This is a genomic window from Phocaeicola salanitronis DSM 18170 (assembly GCF_000190575.1).
Lineage (GTDB): Bacteria > Bacteroidota > Bacteroidia > Bacteroidales > Bacteroidaceae > Phocaeicola > Phocaeicola salanitronis.
The window spans coordinates 838,706-857,670 of record NC_015164.1 but is presented as its reverse complement, the minus strand read 5'-3'; the positions used below and the strand labels follow the sequence as shown (position 1 = coordinate 857,670).

Genomic DNA, 18,965 nt, shown 5'->3' with positions numbered 1-18,965 from the left:
GAGAGTGCAGGCGTAGCAAAGGAAGCATAAATGAGATGCTATTTGATTTAGGCTGTAACGAAATGTTTATCAGACGTTACAGCCTAAATTGTTTCTGTGTATGAATGTATTTCAGCGTTTGCTTATTGACCATAAATGATGTATCCTATTATGCCGCTTGCTACAATCAGGAGTATGGGATTGGTCTTATAGTAATAGGAAGTGATGAAGGTTGCCACAAACAGTACCGTGCTGACAATGATTTGCAAATAATCAGTACCGAAGTTTTCGCCATTCATTAATACTAAGGCTGCTGCTGCCAGCAAGCCCACTACGCCAGGACGTAATCCATTGAATACTGCGGCTACGGCAGGATGTTTTTGGTATTTGAGAAAGAAGCGGCTGATAAGTACCATTAGTATGAACGAAGGCAACACTACGGCTCCGGTGGTTATGATGGAACCTAAAATTCCGATAGTGTGTGAATAACCTGCATTGACAACTGCCGAGTAGCCTACGTATGTGGCTGAGTTAATTCCGATAGGGCCGGGAGTCATTTGGCTGATGGCGATAATATCGGTAAACTCGGTTGAAGTGAGCCATTGGTGACGGGTTACTACTTCACCTTGTATCATGGAAATCATGGCATAGCCTCCTCCGAATCCGAAGAGGCCGATTTTGAAGAACGCATAAAAAAGTTGCAGGAAAAGCATTTGGATAATTAATAGTTAATAATTAATAATTAATAATTAATAGTGAATGGTTGATGTTTGAGCCGGTGTATGCAAACTTCTAATTTTCAACGTTTAAATTTTAACCTCCCATAGATGTATCCTCCTAATCCGCTTAGGATAATGACATAGATGGGGGAGAAACCTAAAAGCCAGATAAGAAGAGCGGAAACTACGGGAATCCATACATTGTAACGATTGATGCGTGCCGATTTTGCCATCTTGAACGTAGGGGCAGCTATCAGTGCCACTACGGCGGGGCGGATGCCCTTGAATACGCTTTCCACTGCAGGGTAGTGCTTGAATTGCTGGAAGAAAAGAGCAATGGCAAGGATGACGAGAAATGAGGGCAGGATAGTGCCCAATGCCATCCAGAAAGCTCCCCAAAAGCGGCGTAACTTGTAACCGATGAAAATGGCAATGTTGACTGCGAAGATGCCCGGCACAGTTTGCGCCAATGCCATCAGGTCGAGGAAGTCTTCGTGCGTAATCCATTTTCGTTTGTCTACCAATTCATCTTCTATCAGGGGCACCATGGCATATCCTCCTCCAATGGTGAACATTCCGATGCGGGTAAAGATGAGAAATGATTTGATATAAAAGTTCATATTTGTTTTTTTATGGTTTGGTTCTTGATTATTTGTCACGGCTGTACAGAGTAGCGCGGAGATTTTTATCCTTTAATTTCCTCTGTGTCCTCTGCCGTGAAATCGTTTTTCTTATACACACTGGGCGGAACGCCGTAGAACTTTTTGAATGCATCCGCGAAGTATTTCGGATCTGCAAATCCCATACGGTCTGAAACTTCTGCCACCGTATATCGTTGGGTCTTCAGCAAGATAGCAGCTTCCTGCATGCGGATGTTGCGGATGAACTCATTGGGCGGGATGCCGGTGAGGGCTTTCATCTTGTTGTAAAAGCTGGTGCGGCTCATATTCATTTCTGCACAGATGGCATCTACAGTCAGTTCGCCTTCCAGGTTTTCTTTAATGAAAGTAGTGACTTTGTGAATGAATTCCTTATCCAATTCCGGCAGGAGAAGCGTGTCTTCTGCAGGAGGTTCCATATCTATTGAGGCTTGTTTCAGCTTTTTGCGGATTAGTTCACGGTTCTCCAGTAAATTGCTGATGTTGGCTTTCAGTACGGTGAGATCGAAAGGTTTTACAATGTGCATATCCGCTTTGGTCTGCAATCCTCGTAAAATGTCTTCGCGAGTGCCGAGTGCCGTAAGCAGGATAACAGGGATGTGGCTGGTCTCCATATTGCTTTTCAGGATGCTGCACATTTCTTCACCGTTCATGACAGGCATCATCACATCGGAAATGACAAGGTCGGGCGGTGTGGCGTGTATTTTATCAAGGGCTTCTTGTCCGTTGCCGGCTTCTTCTGTACGGTAGGTGTCAGCAAGGCTTTCTGCCAAGAATGTGCGCAGTCCGGTATTGTCTTCCACTATCAGGATAAGAGGAAGTTTGCTGTCTGGCTTTTGTGGCTCGTTGTGTGTCATGTCTCCAAACACTTCTGCCGGCTTTTTCCCTTCGGATAAGACTCCGCTGGGAGTATCTTCTGTACGGTATTGAAAGTGTTCGCTTCGAATGGGAAAGCTCAAGGTAAAGGTCGTTCCTACACCTTCTGTGCTGGTGCAGTTTATCTTGCCTTCATGATTCCGGATTAGGCGATAGGTGAGTAGCATCCCGATGCCTGAACCGGTAATGAGCTGGTTGGTGGCATTCTGACCGCGGAAAAGAAAGCGGAATAATTTCTTTTGGTCTTCTTTCGGAATGCCTATACCGGTGTCTTGTATGGACAGTGTCCAACGGTTTTTGGTATGCCCGGCCTCTACATTGATATTTCCTCCGCCCGGTGTATATTTTAAGGCATTGCTGATGAGATTGCGCAAGATAGAATCTATCTTGTTACGGTCTATCCATACCTCCAATGGCTCTGGAGTGCCTTTATAATGTAAAATGATTCCTTTTTGTTCTGCGTATGCTTCGAATTGCTTCAGGTAGGTTTGCAGGTAGTGGTTCAGTTCCTGACGTGATACAGTAGCCTGTGGGCTGTAATAACTTTCTTTCTGGAAATTGATAAGGTTATTTGCCAGTTCAGACAAGTTTTCTGTATTTTGCATGGCAAGGTTAAGATTTCTCACTCCTTGTTCGCTCAGTGGCTCGTCTTTTAGGATTTCACCTAACGGGGCTTTGATAAGAGTTAGCGGGGTGCGGATGTCGTGTGCCGTATGGACAAAGAAATTGATTTTCTCTTGTGACACTTGTTTTTCGTGGCGAATCATTTTGATGCGTACGATGAGCCATGTGATGCCGATGATGATGAGCGCATAGCCTAAGAATGCCCAAAAGGTAAGCCATGCCGGACGGCCTATCAGGATGCGGATGTCCCGTTCTTCTATTAATTGATGGCTGTCGGTCAGTATGGCTTGTACGCGTAGCGTGTAGTTTCCTGGCGAGAGGTTGGTGTATTGGATAAGCCCGTCGGTGGTGGCTGGTGACCATTGGTCGTAAAATCCTTCCAGCTTCCATGTGTAAGCGACATTGGAAGGATTGTCGAAATTGATAGACGATACGTTAAGCGAAAATGTGTTTTGGTCGTATCTTAGTTTTATTTGCTCGGTCTGGTCAAGAGGACGGGAAAGGGGCGAGTCTTTTTCGTCGGGATGTACAGTGCGGTACATGATTTTCAGGTCAGTAAACACGATGTGATTATAAAACTCGTTAGGCAGTTTGATGTTGTCGTGGAGGACAATCGCTCCATCGTTGCTCCCGAATATCAATGTGCCGTCGTGGGTGTGGATAGCGGCGTTCGGATTGAAACTGGCGGCAAGAAGCCCTTGTTCTTTCGTCCAATTGGTGAACGTCCTTTCCATAGGGTCGAAAAAGCATAAACCGTTTTCTGTACCGATATACAGGTTCCCGTTCCGGTCGGAAACAATGCTATAGATGTTGTCGCTTCCTATACCGCTATTCTCTGTGTGATAATGGATGAATTCCGTTTTGTTTTTAGGCAATACGAATAGTCCGTTCCCGTATGTGCCGATATAGGTGTTCTGTGCAGAATCTGTGTAGACCACATTGACGCATCCCATTTGGTCATTTTCCAATGGACGGAAATTTTGATTTCTTTTGTCAAAGATGTAGACACCGTTGATGGTTCCTATCCATAAAGAATGTTCGTCTCTTTGTTGGATGGTGGTAACGGGGTAGCCGATGTTATATTCGGTAGTAGTATGGGCTTGTGGATTGTGTGTCTTCAACCGGTAAAAACCTCCAGTCCATACAAAGCCGTCCGTATCACGGTAGATGCATCGGATATATTTGTCGGGTCCTTCATCAGGAGTGACGCTATGTTGTTGGTAGAAAGTGGTTGCTTGTGTATGTTTGTCAATCATGTAGATGCCCGACATATAGCCTCCGGCGAGGACAAGCCCTGGTTTTACTTCGCACAAAGAGGTGAATATGCGATTTTCGCTTTCATCGTCTGTTTGGGCTTCATCGGTGAGGAAGTTCATCCATTGGCGTGTGTCTTTTTTGTAGCAGCTTATTCCATTGCTGGTGGCATACCAAATGTCGCCATCCGCATCCTCTAAGATGGCATTTATACAATTGTTTGCAAGCGAGCGGGGATTGTTAGGCGAGTGTTTAACCCACTTATAGCTTGGGTATTGTTCCGAGTAGACGGTAAGTCCGGTAGGATAGACAACATTCCAAAGTCTTCCCGATAGGTCTTGGTAAATATCTTTAATGATGTTCCCGTTCATTTTGTTGGGGGTATGAGGGTCCTCGCACAGGAAAGGAGCAAGATGTTCATGACTTACATCCAGTCTGTACACGCCTTTCCCATCAGTCGCTATGTAGAGTATGTCTGGGTGTAGGCGGTCGGGGATAATCTTGTTGATTCCGATGTCTTTCATTGATTCGCCCATTGAGGTAAGTTTCCCGTTTTGCGGGTTATAGATAAAGAGTTTGTCAAGCAGGCTGTTGATGATTAACTTGCTTGAAGGGCGGTGATAATAAATATAGTCTATTAGCTGAAGGGAAGGAAGATTGATCAGTTCAGTGTCTTGTATTTGGTTTTCCTTGAGATGGATTTTACCGACTTGCCTTTCGGTGGTAAGATAAAATTCTGTATCATTGACTTGTGTGATGCAAGTGATTTTCCCATTGAAAGGATGCTTTGATTTATAACTGTGTTTCTTATGAACGTCATACAAGACAATCTGTTGGTCTATGCAGAACCATATACGGTCTGTATTGTCCATGTAAATGGCAGAAACAGGACGTTTCTTGAATTCTGGATAACGTTGCTTTAAATCAAACATGAGCAGGAACGAATCTTTCCGTTCATCGTACCGGAATAGAAATCCGTCTTTCCCTATTTCATAAACCGTCTTGTCTTGGCTTGTGTGAAGGATGTTCAGGTTGGGATAGAAATTTAGCGCTTTCCCTTCGCGGCAAAGGTTATAATGGGTGAATCGTTTTCCGTCGTAACGGTCTGCCCCTTTGTGGGTAAGTATCCAGATATAATATTGTTTTCCTTGTTCGATAGAAAGTACCCTTCTGCTGCTGAGTCCGTTATCCATGCCGATGTATTTGAATATTTGGGCGTTTATAGGGAATAATGACATCAGTATCATTCCTATTAGAATAAAGAACTTGTTCAGCATAACGGAAAGGTTTATGAGTTTTGTTTTTAACGCGGATTAACGCAGATTTTCGCAGATATTCATTCGATAATCTGCGTTAATCCGCGTTAATCTGTGTTTCCTTATATATTAAAGGTATTTACTTATGTACTTCTACCCACTTACGCGCATTGACGAAGGCTTCCATCCACGGTGTGATTTGGTCTTCGTGAATGCGGTCGGCAGGATAGTAGGCATTGTTCCAGGGGAAGCAGGCACGTTCCAAGTGCGGCATCATAGCCAGATGGCGTCCGTCCTGACTGGCGATACCTGCTACGCTATAGTCTGAACCGTTCGGATTGCCCGGATATTCATCGTATGAATATTTCAATACCACGTTGTAATGGTCTTCAGGATAAGGCAACGAGAATTTTCCTTCTCCATGGGCTACCCAGATGCCTAATTTTGAGCCGCTCAACGAGCCGAACATCACGCTTCGGTTCATCGGTACGGTTACGCCCAAGAATGCCGATTCGAACTTGTGCGAGTCGTTGTGCAACATCTTGCCCTGTTTCTTGTCTTCAGGAGTAATCAGCCCTAATTCCATCATCAGCTGGCATCCGTTGCATACGCCTAACGAAAGGGTATCCTTGCGTGCATAGAAGTTATCAAGTGCCGCCTTGGCTTTCGGGTTGAAGAGGAAGGTTCCAGCCCATCCTTTTGCTGAGCCTAATACGTCGGAATTGGAGAACCCTCCGCAGAACACGATGAAATGGATGTCTTCCAGTGTTTCGCGTCCGCTTACAAGGTCGGTCATCGTTACGTCTTTTACATCGAAGCCTGCCAAGTAGAGCATATATGCCATTTCGCGTTCACCGTTGGTCCCTTTTTCACGGATGATTGCCGCCTTGATGCCGCTTGGTGTGCGCCGGTCGGGGTTCAAGCCGAATTGTGACAATTTGCCTGTAAATGACTTGTCGAATACGGTTTCGAGCGGTTGCATCTTGTAGTTCTCGAAACGTTTCTTGGCGCATCCGTTCATGCTCTGCTTGCGGTCGAGGAGGTAGGAAGTAGAGTACCATACATCACGCAAGTAGTCGATGCCGAACTGGTAAGTAGCTTCGTGAAGCGTGACAAGTATATGGCGTTCGTCGGCAGGTGTACCCAGCTTGACAAATCCTACGCCTGCATCTTCCAGGATTTTCTTGACTTCGTGTTTGTGCTTGTCGGCTACCTGGATGACAACGCCCGGATTTTCAGCGAAGAGAATCTTCACGATGTCTTCGTGCTTGAATTTATCGAGGTTGATTTCCATACCGCCTTCGGTATTGGCGAAGCACATTTCGAGTAAGGTGGTGATAAGACCTCCAGCCGAAATGTCGTGTCCTGCTAAAATCAGTCCTTTGTTCACCAGTTTCTGAATGGCAAGGAATGCATCGCGGAAATAGTCAGGGTTCTGTACGGTTGGAACGTCATCGCCCACTTTATTCAAGGATTGGGCAAATGCCGAACCTCCCAAGCGGAGCTGGTCGAAGCTGAAATCGATGTGGTAGAAGGTCGATTTCGGATTGTTTACCATTACCGGAGAAACAACTTTCTTGATATCCGATACTTCGCCTCCTGCAGATACGATAACTGTTCCCGGGCTGATAATCTTTTCTCCGTTCGGGTATTTTTGCGTCATCGAAAGCGAGTCTTTGCCTGTAGGCACATTGATTTGCAAGGCACAGCAGAAGTCGGACAATGCTTTCACCGCCGTGTAGAGACGTGCGTCTTCACCTTCTTGCGAGCGGCAGGGCCACATCCAGTTAGCCGAAAGCGAGAGGCTGTCCATGCCGTCTGCCAAAGGTGCCCACACGATGTTGGTCAGGGCTTCGGCTACAGACAGTACCGAACCGTATGCCGGATTGGCAAGACCTGCTTGCGGAGCATGTCCGAGAGCTGTGGCAATACCTTTCTCACCCCGATAGTCGAGCGCAACCACACCGCAATCGCTCAAAGGCAACTGAAGTTCGCCCTGACATTGCTGGCGCGCGATTTTACCTGTAACCGAGCGGTCTACTTTGTTGGTCAGCCAGTCCTTGCAGGCTACGGCTTCCAGTTGGAGCACACGGCGCACGTATTCGTTCAGTTTGGTTACATCGTAGGTCACGTTTTCATAGTGGCGTTCTACGGTCTTGTCTACCATATAAGTCTTAGGAGAAGAACCGAACATCTGGTCTACCGCCAGGTCGAACGGGCGTACACCGTCGGCTTGCTCGAAGGCAAAACGATGGTCGCCGGTAGTTTCGCCTACCACATACATCGGGGCACGTTCGCGTTCGGCAATCTTCTGTACATGTTCCAGCGATTCCTCTTCGATAAGCAAGCCCATACGCTCTTGCGATTCGTTGGCAATGATTTCTTTTGCCGAAAGTGTTTCGTCTCCGATAGGCAGCTTGTCCATGTGAATCAATCCGCCGCAATCCTCAACCAATTCCGACAAGCAGTTTACGTGACCTGCCGAACCGTGGTCGTGGATGGAAACAATCGGGTTGGTATCTTCTTCGCAGAGGGCGCGCACTACATTGTATGCGCGTTTCTGCATCTCGGCGTTGGCACGCTGTACGGCATTCAGCTCGATGCCTGATGAATAACGGCCGGTTTCTACCGACGATACCGAACCGCCTCCCAGTCCGATGCGATAGTTGTCACCTCCTAATACTACGATTTCATCTCCTGCTTCGGGCGTTCCTTTCAGGCAATCGCGTTTTGTTCCGTAGCCCACACCTCCGGCAAGCATAATCACCTTGTCGTATGCATATTTCTCATTGTTTTCCTGATGCTCGAAGGTCAATACCGAACCGCAGATCAGGGGTTGCCCGAATTTGTTTCCGAAGTCGGAAGCACCGTTCGAAGCCTTAATCAGGATTTGTTCGGGAGTCTGGTACAACCATTTGCGTACGGGCAGGATGCTTTCCCATTCGCGTCCCTCATCGGTACGGGGATAAGAAGTCATATAAACCGCTGTACCTGCAATGGGCCACGAGCCTTTTCCTCCGCCCATACGGTCGCGGATTTCACCTCCGGTACCAGTGGAAGCGCCGTTGAACGGCTCTACCGTTGTGGGGAAGTTATGCGTTTCCGCCTTCAGGGAGATGACGGTCTTTATATCTTTGATGATGAAATAATCGGATGTAGAGTGGTCTTTCGGAGCGAATTGCTCTACTACGGGACCTTCGGCAAAGGCTACATTGTCTTTGTATGCCGAGATAATCTTGTTCGGGTTCTCTTTGGTAGTCTTCTTAATCATCTGGAACAAGGATGATTCCATTTCCTTTCCGTCGATGATGAATGTGCCTCCGAATATTTTATGGCGGCAATGTTCCGAATTGATTTGGGCGAAACCGAACACTTCCGAGTCGGTCAGCTTGCGTCCCAGGTCTTGTTCCACTTTCTTCAGGTAGTCCATCTCCTCGCGCGAGAGGGCCAGTCCTTCCTGCTCGTTGTAAGCTTCCAGGTCATCAATGTAAATAATGGGCTGGGGCTTGATGTCTACGTCAAATATCTGTTGGTTTAGCCCATGGTACATGCGTTGCAGCATCGGGTCGTGTTCCGCGTTTTCGTCTTTTACGGAAAAGTATTCTTCGATACGGCGGATGCCTGTAAGTCCCATGTTCTGGGTAATTTCTACCGCGTTCGTACTCCACGGCGTAATCATTTCCCGGCGTGGACCGATGAACCAACCTTGTAAATTCTCTTCTTTTTCTACCGTTGCGTCTCCGTACAGCCAACTCAGTTTCTTGATGTCGTCTGCATTCATTTCCTTGTTGCATTGGGTAGCAATCACACTTTGATTAGGTGTTCTGAAAAATAGAATCATACGCTTGTTTGGATTAAAAATGTATTTTCTGATGAATCAATGTGCAAAGTTACACAATTACTTGGAATAACCGAACAAAATCGGGAAAATCCGCTTAAAGGCATTGAATGCGGAGGTGCCGGGCTTAGCGTTTTATAAATAAGGAGGCTTCGTGCGTACTACGTATAAAATAATTGTATACATTTGCCTTAAATTTCAAAAACGCTTAGCCTTATGGACGAAATCATCAAATTGGATTCAATAGACAAGTATAACCAACTCTTCGGGCTGGAAACGTTGCACCCGTTGGTGAGCGTGATTGACTTGTCGGAAGCAACCCGGTTTCCCACTCATTTTACCTTCAATTATGAGGTTTACGCCCTTTTCCTGAAAGATACCCGGTGCGGAGACATCCGCTATGGGAAACAGACGTATGATTATCAGGAAGGTACCGTAGTCAGCTTCGCGCCCGGGCAGGTAGTGGAAACGGAACTGGCTCCGGGCGTAAAGCCGATGGCACAAGGGCTTTTGTTTCATCCCGACCTGATAAAAGGCACTTCGCTGGGAGCGGAAATCAAATCGTATTCTTTCTTCTCGTACAAGTCGAACGAAGCCCTTCATCTTTCCGACGAAGAGAAAAGCATCTTCTCCGATTGCCTGGCGAAAATCAGGCTGGAGCTGGTCCATTCGATAGACCGGCTTAGCAAACGCCTGATAGCGAGGAATATTCAGTTATTGTTGGATTATTGCATGCGTTTTTATGAACGCCAGTTTGATACCCGTACTGTAGCCAACCGGGATGTGCTGAGCAAGTTCGAAACCTTGCTTGACGCCTATTTTCAAGGAGATAAACCTCAGACCGAGGGGCTTCCTACCGTAAAGTATTTTGCCGACCGGGTCTTTCTCTCACCCAATTATTTCGGGGATTTGATTAAGAAGGAGACGGGCAAGACCGCCCAAGAATATATCCAGAACAAACTGATTGATACCGCTAAGGAGATGATTGCCGGTACCGACAAGACCATCAGCCAGATAGCATACGACTTAGGTTTCCAGTATTCGCAACACTTCAACCGGGTATTCAAGAAGAATGTAGGCTATACGCCCAATGAATACCGCAGGCTTCAGATGGTATAGGAAAAGCGCTTGTTTTTATCTGGAAGCAGGATGATTGAGAAACGCAAAAGGCTGCTTTCCCCGACGGGATTAGCTGCTCTTTCCAGTCCTTATAGCCAGGACTGCGATTTTAACAGGTCAGGAGTGCAGTCATAGCCTATTGGGACTGCAGTCCTGGCTATAAGGACTGGGAAGAGGATATAGATGTATCGGGCTGAGAGGCTGGTTGTCTTTGCGGAAGTGCCGTGAATGATGTTTTCCTCGTAAGGGAAGCAAGGATAGGGGCAAATTGTCAACCAATGAATCCCAATTCGGCTTTTCTCTTGATAATAGAGGCCGAAAAAGTAGGTAATCTCGCAAAAAAGTAGCATCTTTGCACTATGAATTGGATAGAACAGGTTACGATACTGGATTTATTGATAAAAGGGTTTATAGTGGGAGTGGTGGTTTCCGCTCCGCTGGGGCCTGTGGGCGTTCTTTGTATTCAGCGCACATTGAATAAAGGACGCTGGTTTGGCTTTGTGACAGGACTGGGGGCGGCACTGAGCGATATTTGCTATGCGTTGCTTACGGGATACGGCATGAGCTTTATGGACGAGCTGATAGTGAAGCATCAACTCTTCTTGCAGGTCGTGGGAAGCATTATGCTGCTTGCTTTCGGAATCTATACGTTCCGGAGCAATCCGGTGAAGTCGTTGCGCCCTTCTTCCGGGAAGCGGGGTACGTATTTGCATAATTTTGTTACCGCTTTCTTGGTCACATTCTCCAATCCTTTGATTATCTTCCTGTTCGTCGGTTTGTTTGCCCGCTTTTCGTTTGTGATGCCGGGCAGCCCCATCGGTTTTCAGCTGGTAGGTTACCTTGCCATTATTATGGGAGCCGTCACGTGGTGGTTCAGCATCACCTATTTTGTCAATAAGGTGCGTACCCGCTTCAATGTGCGGGGCATCTGGATACTGAACCGCATCATCGGCGTGGCGGTGATGATTGCGGCTATCGTGGGCATCGTGTTTGCTTGTCTCGGAAAATCATTAGCATGATATGTATATCTCTCAACAGTTAAAACAACAGAATATTGCGGAATACCTGCTTTATATGTGGCAGGTGGAAGACTTGATTCGTGCCAACGGCTTCGATATCGAGAAAATAAAGAAATGTATTATCGAACCTTATCCTTCGCTGGCCGAAGGGCAGAAAAAGGAGTTGGAGCAATGGTACGCCGATTTGATAAACATGATGCACGATGAGGGCGTGATGCAGAAGGGGCATTTGCAAATCAATAAGAACATCATCGTATGGCTGACCGACCTGCATCTGCGTTTGCTCCGCTCGCCTAAATTCCCGTACTATAGCGCTGCTTATTACAAGGCTCTGCCTTTTATCGTAGAGCTTCGGGCAAAGGGGGCGGACAGGGACGTGCCTGAACTGGAGACGTGCTTCGATGCCATGTATGGCGTATGGATGCTGAAACTGCAAAAGAAAGAGGTGAGTGAAGATACGCAGAAGGCGGTGAAAGCAATCAGTGATTTGCTGGCTATGCTTGCCGGTTATTATATAAAGGAGAAAAAAGGGGAATTGGATTTAGACTGATATCGTAGAAAAATAAGAAATATGGCAAATCAGGAAATAGAAAGAAGAAGAACATTTGCGATTATTGCACATCCGGATGCCGGTAAGACTTCGTTGACGGAAAAACTGTTGCTTTTCGGAGGGCAGATTCAGGTGGCAGGTGCTGTAAAGTCGAATAAGATTAAGAAAACCGCTACCTCCGACTGGATGGATATTGAGAAGCAGCGTGGTATTTCGGTCACTACATCGGTGATGGAGTTTGATTATCATGACTATAAGGTGAACATTCTGGATACTCCCGGTCACCAGGACTTTGCGGAGGATACATACCGTACGCTTACGGCGGTGGATAGCGTAATCATCGTGGTGGACGGGGCGAAAGGTGTGGAAACGCAGACACGCAAGCTGATGGAAGTGTGCCGTATGCGCAACACGCCGGTGATTATTTTCGTCAACAAAATGGACCGTGAGGCTAAGGACCCGTTCGACCTGCTGGACGAGTTGGAAGAAGAACTCGTTATCAATGTGCGTCCCTTGACCTGGCCTATCGAAAGCGGACCGCGTTTCAAGGGTGTGTATAACATTTATGAGAAGAAGCTGAACCTGTTCCAGCCTTCCAAGCAAGTGGTGACGGAGAAGGTGGAAGTGGATATCCATACCGAAGAGCTTGATAACCACATTGGCGCTCCTTTGGCTGAAAAACTGCGCAACGATTTGGAACTGATAGAAGGCGTATATCCCGAATTTGATGTCAATGAATACCTGAAAGGGGACTTGGCTCCGGTGTTCTTCGGCTCTGCGTTGAATAACTTCGGCGTGCAGGAGCTGTTGGATTGCTTTGTGGAAATAGCGCCCAGCCCACGTCCGGTACAGGCGGAAGAGCGGCTGGTACAGCCTGATGAACCCAAGTTTACAGGCTTTGTCTTTAAGATTACGGCAAACATTGACCCGAACCATCGTTCGTGTGTGGCTTTCTGTAAAGTATGCTCCGGTAAATTCACTCGCAATACGCCGTACCTGCATGTCCGTCATAATAAAACCATGCGTTTTTCTTCGCCGACACAATTCATGGCGCAGCGCAAGACTACGGTAGACGAGGCTTGGGCAGGCGATATTATCGGTTTGCCGGATAACGGGACGTTTAAAATCGGCGATACGTTGACCGAAGGCGAAGTGCTTCATTTCAAGGGATTGCCCAGTTTCTCGCCGGAAATGTTTAAGTACATCGAAAATGCCGACCCGATGAGGACCAAGCAATTAAATAAGGGTATTGACCAATTGATGGACGAAGGCGTGGCGCAATTGTTCATCAATCAGTTTAACGGACGTAAGCTGATAGGTACGGTAGGGCAGTTGCAGTTCGAGGTAATCCAGTATCGTTTGGAGAACGAATACAACGCAAAGTGCCGTTGGGAGCCGGTCAGCCTGTACAAGGCTTGCTGGATAGAAAGCGATGATATGGACGAACTGGAAGCATTCAAGAAACGGAAGTTCCAGTATATGGCAAAAGACCGCGAAGGGCGTGATGTCTTCCTTGCCGACAGCGGATATGTGCTTCAGATGGCTCAGAATGACTTCAAGCACATCAAGTTCCATTTCACCAGCGAGTTCTAAGGCTTGTCCGATTTTTATAAAAAAGAGGAGGCTCAAAATAGAATTGCTAAAGTTAAGGTTGAAGCTTAGAAATAAAAATCTCCTGCTTTTAGAGTCTGTTTAAATTTTGCTCAGGTTAATTTTTCGAATTGTTTTCGAGGATGTTTTTCTGATTTTATGAAGAGGATAGCGGGCTATCTGACAAATAAAATCGGGAAAACAGACCGGAAACAAACGCAAAAGGACCTGATAGAATATTACTTTATGGGAAAATTTAAACAGGCTCTTAGCTTTACCGTTTTCGTCTTTCCCGGTATAATTGTCTGCTTTGCCGTGCCGCTTTCATTTGTTTTTATAGTAGAACAAAATTGGTTTGCGAAAAATTCTTGATGTATTGTTATCCTGAACGAACGTGAAGGATCTCGTAGACATTTACGTGGGCGCATCCGAGATGCTTCACTTCGTTCAGCATGACAAATGATTTTTCGCAATTCATTTCTGATTGACTATACATGGGAATACCGTGCCTTTGCCGCCACTTTTCCGTCCGGCATGATATGCCCTATTGGCAGGGATTGGTTTCTAGGCGTATTAATTTTTACAGGTCCATAATTGTATGAAAAGCCCGGTTATTATCCGAAAAAATGAAATAACAGACCTTTTTACTTACGCATAAAGAAAACGTTTGAGCAAAAAGGATCGAATCCAATTGTCGGCAGGAAGACGTACGTTCTCTCGGTGCTGTCAACCTTGCATCCTTTTCGGAAATAGAACTGGATGGAGCCGGGAAGCGCTTGGTTGAACCATTCGCCATACTCACGTATCTTTGCCTTCCTCGGTTGCTAATTTCTGGCAATCAAAGGCTGTCCGCCCTTGCTCCCATCACGTCTGCCTCGCGTTCCAGGTCTTCATTGTCGTTCACGGGCATTCCGCCCATTTCGGTGGTCGGCTCCACACGTCCCGACATCTGCTGTGCCACATGCCATGCCTCGTGCGGCAGGTGCCGTTCCTGACCCGGTGCCACGTGGATGTCCGTGCCTTGCGTGTATGCCAATGCCTGTACGGTAGCGGGCTTGTCGGAATTGTAATGCACACGCACGTCGTCCATTGAGTAACCGGAAAGGTTTTCGATGCTTTCCTTCAGGTGGTCGGGCATCCCTGTTTCATTTTTCTTGGGCATCATATATTACTCCTTTCTTTTATATTGTAATATGGGAAACTGTTTTTGGATTTCTCCAAAAAGTTTTTCTCGCCTTGATATATCTGTTTTTTGTGTGTACTTTGGGCGATTTTTTGAGTCATCCCAAATCATCACACGATTTCTAAAAAACATAAGAATTACAAACTCACCAGTCTGTTTACAAAGATAAGAATACTTGGGGAGATTCACAAATTTGTGTATGATGAAATTTCTAAAGCTTTCACTTTTACAGAACAGGGAATTATTTTTTTCAGGAAGTATCATCTGTTCGGCTAATTTAGAAAAACATGATTTGCTAAGACTTGGTGTTCAGTAAGTTATAAAGCTTTGACGTTTCATAATATACGACAGTGACGCTTGTTAAGTTGATGTCTCGCTTCAATATCCTTTTTTAATATGCCTGCCTTAATAATGCGATGCTTTGCAAGCGTCGGACTATGATTCTGCAATGGTTTTTCTTTAAGATACGTTCAATAAAAAACCTCCGATTCCTATGGAAACCGGAGGCTTTTATTGCAAAGGGTAGTATCAATGCTTTTTGTTCATTTTGTTCATCCGTTCTTCGCGTTCCTTTTGAAGGCGTTCCTGTTCTTTCTGTAGGGCTTCGAGTTTCGCCATCAGACCCGTAGGCTTACGTGAGGACGGGGCTTTCTTGTTGGCATCCAGCTGTGCCAGCAGCTTCTTTTCATCGGTCATGCGGCGCATTACCCAAAGGGTAAGGATGCCGAGCAAGCCGGAAATGAAGTAGTAGTAGCTCAGTCCTGAAGCATATTCGTTGAAGATGAAGAAGAACATGACGGGCATGATGTACATCATCCATTTCATGGCTGCCATTTGTGGGTTGGCTCCCGTGTCTTGTTGCTTCATCATTACAATCTGGTTGATGACCGTTGTGGCACTGAAGAGCAGGCAGAACAGGCTGAGGTGGTTGCCCAATAACGGGATGCTGGTGCTCCAGTGGATGAGGTCATCGTATGCCGAGAGATCGTCAGCCCAAAGGAAACTTTGTTGGCGAAGCTCGATGGCATTCGGCACAAAGAAGAACAGCGCCATGAAGACGGGAGTCTGAATCAGCATTGGAAGACAGCCTCCCATCGGGCTTACGCCGTATTGGCTGTAGAGCGACATGGTTTCCTGTTGTTTCTTGAGCGCGTCTTCCTGCTTGGGATATTTCTCGTTGATTTTGTCTACATAAGGTTTCAGTGCACGCATCTTTGCCGAAGAGATGAATGATTTCCAAGTAGTGGGCAACACCAGAATCTTTACGATGATAGTCATCAGCAGGATAACGATACCCATGCTCAGCCCCATGCCCGAAAGCCAGTCGAAGAGGTTGATGGTGAACCAGCGGTTGATGAGCCGGATGATAGGCCATCCCAAATAGACGAGGTCTTCCAGCTCCTGGTCTTTGTTATCGAAACTCAGTTTGTTGCTGGCGAGCAGGGTCTTGAAGTGGTTCGGTCCGAAATAGAACTGGAAATGGCTGGGTTGTGCGCCCGTAGGGTCGAATGCCGTTTGCATGTCGGCATGATAGCGTTTCATGTAACCGCTTTCCTTTTGTTCCATTTTCGAATCGAGGGTAGCGTTTTCGAAGTTCTTCTCTGCCATGAATACGCACGAGAAGTATTGGTTTTTGAACGCCACCCAGTCAAGGGCTTCGGGAATGGTTTCTTTTTCGTCCTTTGTCTCGCTCAGGTAGTCGAAACTTTCTCCGGCAGGCTTGTAGGTCAGCGAGGTGTAACGTTGCTCGAAGTTATATCCTTTTTCCATCTGACGGGCACGTTGGTTCCAGTCGATGGTCATTGTCTTGACCGAAGGAGAGAAAAAGTTCTGCAGTCCGCTTGCCTGTATCGTGAAGTCGAGCATATACGAGTCGGGAAGCAGGCGGTAGATGAAATCTAAATGCCCTCCGTTTTGCGCGTTCAGGCGCATTGTTACGGTTGTGTCGGTTACATTGACCGGTTGGAAGTAAAGTCCGCTGCTCATGATGTTTTCGGTTTTCCCTTCGAATCCGAAGTTGAGTGAAGCGTCCTCGCCGTCAAATAATACCAGCGGTTGTTTCTGCTGGTCGTTGTATTCTTTCAGCATTGCCTTGCTCACCCGTCCGCCTTTGTTCGAGAAAGTGAGCTGCACCACGTTGTTCTCCAATACGGTAAACTCTTCGGAACCTTGTGTATGCGCGAAGAATTGCGAGGTAGAGTCCAACCGGAGTGTCTGCACGGCTTCAGCTTCCTGTGCCTTCTGCATTTGTTCCTGTTGCCGGACGACGGTCTCGATAGAATCTTGATAGTGCTGCGCACGTTCCATTTCTTCTTGACTGGGGCGGCTGTAGATGCTGAAGCCTACGATGACTGCTCCAATCAAGACAAATCCCACTAACGTGTTTTTATCCATTTGCTTTTAAAGTTTTAAGTTTATAAGGATCCACCACAGATTACACAGATTTTATCAAATTCATAGTTAATAGAACGGAAGCGGAAAGATATACCGTCATGCATTTATTAATTATTAATTTAATCTGTGTAATCTGTGGTGGGAAAAATTACTTGCTGATTGCCGCCTTAACGAACGACAGGAACAACGGATGCGGTTTCAGTACGGTACTGCTGTATTCCGGGTGGAATTGCGTGCCGATGAACCAGCGCAAGGTCGGAATCTCGACGATTTCCACCAAGTCCGATTCGGGATTGATACCCACGCATTTCATGCCTGCCTTTTCGAATTCAGCTTTGTAGTCATTGTTGAACTCGTAGCGGTGGCGGTGGCGTTCCTGGATATGTTCGGTTCCGTACGCCTGATAAACCTTCGAGTTCGGGTCGAGCACACATTCGTAGGCACCCAAGCGCATTGTTCCGCCCATATTGGTGATGGACTTCTGTTCTTCCATGATGTCGATGACGTTGTGTGGAGTCTTTTCGTCCATTTCGCGGCTGTTGGCATCGGCATAACCCAATACGTTGCGTGCGAATTCAATTGCCATGCACTGCATGCCCAGGCAGATGCCGAATGTCGGTACATCGTGCGTGCGGCAATATTTGATGGCTACGAATTTCCCTTCGATGCCGCGTTGGCCGAATCCCGGGCAGATGACGATGCCGTCCATATCTTTCAGCGTCTCTTCCACGTTGCTTTCGTTCAGCTTTTCGCTATTGATGAAATGGATGTCCGCCTTGCGGTCGTTGTAAGTGGCAGCCTGCGACAAGGCTTCCAAAATAGACTTGTAAGCGTCTTGCAGGTCGTATTTGCCTACCAAGCCAATGTGTACTTTTTCGGTGGCTTTGTGGCGGCGTTCCAGAAAATCTCTCCACGGACCCAAGGTCGGAGTTTCGCCGATGGGCAAGCCCATCTTCTTCAGGATGGTTGCATCCAGTCCTTGCTCTTGCATACGGAGAGGCACTTCGTAAATGGTTGGCATGTCGATAGACTGTACGACCGCGTTTTCGTCTACGTTGCAGAACAGAGCTACTTTTTTCTTTAAATTAGTGCTTAATTCGTGTTCCGCACGCAATACCAGGATGTCGGGCTGGATACCTACCGACTGCAGTTCTTTTACGGAATGTTGGGTAGGTTTGGTCTTCAGCTCGCCTGCTGCTGCCAGATAAGGCACGTAGGTCAGGTGTACGCATAAGGCGTTCCGTCCCAATTCCCATTTCAGCTGGCGGATGCTTTCCAGATAAGGAAGCGACTCGATATCGCCCACCGTTCCGCCGATTTCGGTAATGACGAAATCGAATTTGTACTTATTTCCCAGCAGCTTGATGTTGCGCTTGATTTCATCGGTGATGTGCGGCACAATCTGGATGGTCTTGCCTAAATAGTCTCCACGGCGTTCCTTGTCGATTACGCTCTTATAGATACGTCCTGTCGTGATGTTGTTCGCTTTGGTCGTTTGTATGCCCAAGAAGCGTTCGTAGTGTCCCAGGTCGAGGTCGGCTTCGTGTCCGTCTACGGTTACGTAACACTCTCCGTGCTCGTAAGGGTTCAAAGTTCCGGGGTCGATGTTGATGTAGGGGTCAAACTTTTGGATGGTTACGCTGTAGCCTCTGGCTTGCAGCAACTTACCGATAGATGATGAGATAATGCCTTTACCCAAGGAAGAGGCAACACCACCTGTTACGAAAATGTACTTAGTTTCTGCCACAATATGTTCGTTTTTAATGTTTTGATTTAGCACTTCTATTTCAAAGTGGCAAAATTACAAAAAAATGCCGAATCCCACACTATCTTTCCGCAAATTATCGTTCGTGCAGGGGAGAAAACATATCAGGAACATATTAACATTTCAAATATCTTGCCGTG

The 18,965-nt window shown here is 46.7% G+C and carries 10 protein-coding genes and 1 pseudogene; 4 read left to right on the top strand and 7 right to left on the bottom strand.

Annotation, left to right across the window (positions count from 1 at the left end; translation table 11 throughout):
• Nucleotides 1-122 precede the first annotated feature (122 nt).
• The 4 genes from BACSA_RS03925 to purL all read right to left on the bottom strand — a co-directional run bounded on the left by BACSA_RS03925 (nucleotide 123) and on the right by purL (nucleotide 9,208).
• The gene (locus BACSA_RS03925; RefSeq protein WP_013616821.1) at nucleotides 123-692 is read right to left on the bottom strand and encodes a chromate transporter; all 570 of its coding nucleotides are present in this window, start codon (nucleotides 690-692) and stop codon (nucleotides 123-125) included.
• 86 nt (nucleotides 693-778) lie between these two features.
• Nucleotides 779-1,318: a chromate transporter gene (locus BACSA_RS03920; protein WP_013616820.1), complete on the bottom strand. Its 540-nt coding sequence runs from the start codon at nucleotides 1,316-1,318 to the stop codon at nucleotides 779-781.
• A 65-nt stretch (nucleotides 1,319-1,383) separates the two neighbouring features.
• Nucleotides 1,384-5,388 (bottom strand): hybrid sensor histidine kinase/response regulator transcription factor, encoded by a 4,005-nt coding sequence (locus BACSA_RS03915; RefSeq protein ID WP_013616819.1) that lies wholly within the window; start codon nucleotides 5,386-5,388, stop codon nucleotides 1,384-1,386.
• 118 nt (nucleotides 5,389-5,506) lie between these two features.
• Complete coding sequence (gene purL / locus BACSA_RS03910; RefSeq protein ID WP_013616818.1) at nucleotides 5,507-9,208, bottom strand: phosphoribosylformylglycinamidine synthase; 3,702 nt, start codon at nucleotides 9,206-9,208, stop codon at nucleotides 5,507-5,509.
• A 213-nt stretch (nucleotides 9,209-9,421) separates the two neighbouring features.
• Between purL and BACSA_RS03905 the strand changes: the two genes are divergently transcribed.
• The 4 genes from BACSA_RS03905 (at nucleotide 9,422) to BACSA_RS03890 (ending at nucleotide 13,486) form a co-directional block, all read left to right on the top strand.
• Nucleotides 9,422-10,324 carry a helix-turn-helix domain-containing protein gene (locus BACSA_RS03905; protein ID WP_013616817.1) on the top strand — a complete coding sequence of 301 codons (903 nt, stop codon included), beginning with the start codon at nucleotides 9,422-9,424 and terminating at the stop codon, nucleotides 10,322-10,324.
• 359 nt (nucleotides 10,325-10,683) lie between these two features.
• Complete coding sequence (locus BACSA_RS03900) at nucleotides 10,684-11,343, top strand: LysE family translocator (RefSeq protein ID WP_013616816.1); 660 nt, start codon at nucleotides 10,684-10,686, stop codon at nucleotides 11,341-11,343.
• Between the two features lies 1 nt (nucleotide 11,344).
• Nucleotides 11,345-11,893: a DUF4924 family protein gene (locus tag BACSA_RS03895; RefSeq protein ID WP_013616815.1), complete on the top strand. Its 549-nt coding sequence runs from the start codon at nucleotides 11,345-11,347 to the stop codon at nucleotides 11,891-11,893.
• A gap of 21 nt (nucleotides 11,894-11,914) precedes the next feature.
• The gene (locus BACSA_RS03890) at nucleotides 11,915-13,486 is read left to right on the top strand and encodes a peptide chain release factor 3 (protein WP_013616814.1); all 1,572 of its coding nucleotides are present in this window, start codon (nucleotides 11,915-11,917) and stop codon (nucleotides 13,484-13,486) included.
• A gap of 835 nt (nucleotides 13,487-14,321) precedes the next feature.
• On the opposite strand, the pseudogene BACSA_RS03880 reads toward BACSA_RS03890, so the two are convergent.
• The 3 genes and pseudogenes from BACSA_RS03880 to BACSA_RS03865 all read right to left on the bottom strand — a co-directional run.
• Nucleotides 14,322-14,639, bottom strand: a pseudogene (locus BACSA_RS03880) (eCIS core domain-containing protein); the annotation flags it as partial.
• A 555-nt stretch (nucleotides 14,640-15,194) separates the two neighbouring features.
• Nucleotides 15,195-17,060: a membrane protein insertase YidC gene (gene yidC, locus BACSA_RS03870; RefSeq protein ID WP_013616813.1), complete on the bottom strand. Its 1,866-nt coding sequence runs from the start codon at nucleotides 17,058-17,060 to the stop codon at nucleotides 15,195-15,197.
• 148 nt (nucleotides 17,061-17,208) lie between these two features.
• Complete coding sequence (locus tag BACSA_RS03865; protein WP_013616812.1) at nucleotides 17,209-18,807, bottom strand: CTP synthase; 1,599 nt, start codon at nucleotides 18,805-18,807, stop codon at nucleotides 17,209-17,211.
• Between the last annotated feature and the right edge of the window lie 158 nt (nucleotides 18,808-18,965).

Excerpts from the sequence above, each read along its gene's own strand:
- BACSA_RS03925 (WP_013616821.1), bottom strand. The coding sequence starts at position 692 with ATGCTTTTCCTGCAACTTTTTTATGCGTTCTTCAAAATCGGCCTCTTC.
- BACSA_RS03920 (WP_013616820.1), bottom strand. The coding sequence starts at position 1,318 with ATGAACTTTTATATCAAATCATTTCTCATCTTTACCCGCATCGGAATG.
- BACSA_RS03915 (WP_013616819.1), bottom strand. The coding sequence starts at position 5,388 with ATGCTGAACAAGTTCTTTATTCTAATAGGAATGATACTGATGTCATTA.
- purL (WP_013616818.1), bottom strand. The coding sequence starts at position 9,208 with ATGATTCTATTTTTCAGAACACCTAATCAAAGTGTGATTGCTACCCAA.
- BACSA_RS03905 (WP_013616817.1), top strand. The coding sequence starts at position 9,422 with ATGGACGAAATCATCAAATTGGATTCAATAGACAAGTATAACCAACTC.
- BACSA_RS03900 (WP_013616816.1), top strand. The coding sequence starts at position 10,684 with ATGAATTGGATAGAACAGGTTACGATACTGGATTTATTGATAAAAGGG.
- BACSA_RS03895 (WP_013616815.1), top strand. The coding sequence starts at position 11,345 with ATGTATATCTCTCAACAGTTAAAACAACAGAATATTGCGGAATACCTG.
- BACSA_RS03890 (WP_013616814.1), top strand. The coding sequence starts at position 11,915 with ATGGCAAATCAGGAAATAGAAAGAAGAAGAACATTTGCGATTATTGCA.
- yidC (WP_013616813.1), bottom strand. The coding sequence starts at position 17,060 with ATGGATAAAAACACGTTAGTGGGATTTGTCTTGATTGGAGCAGTCATC.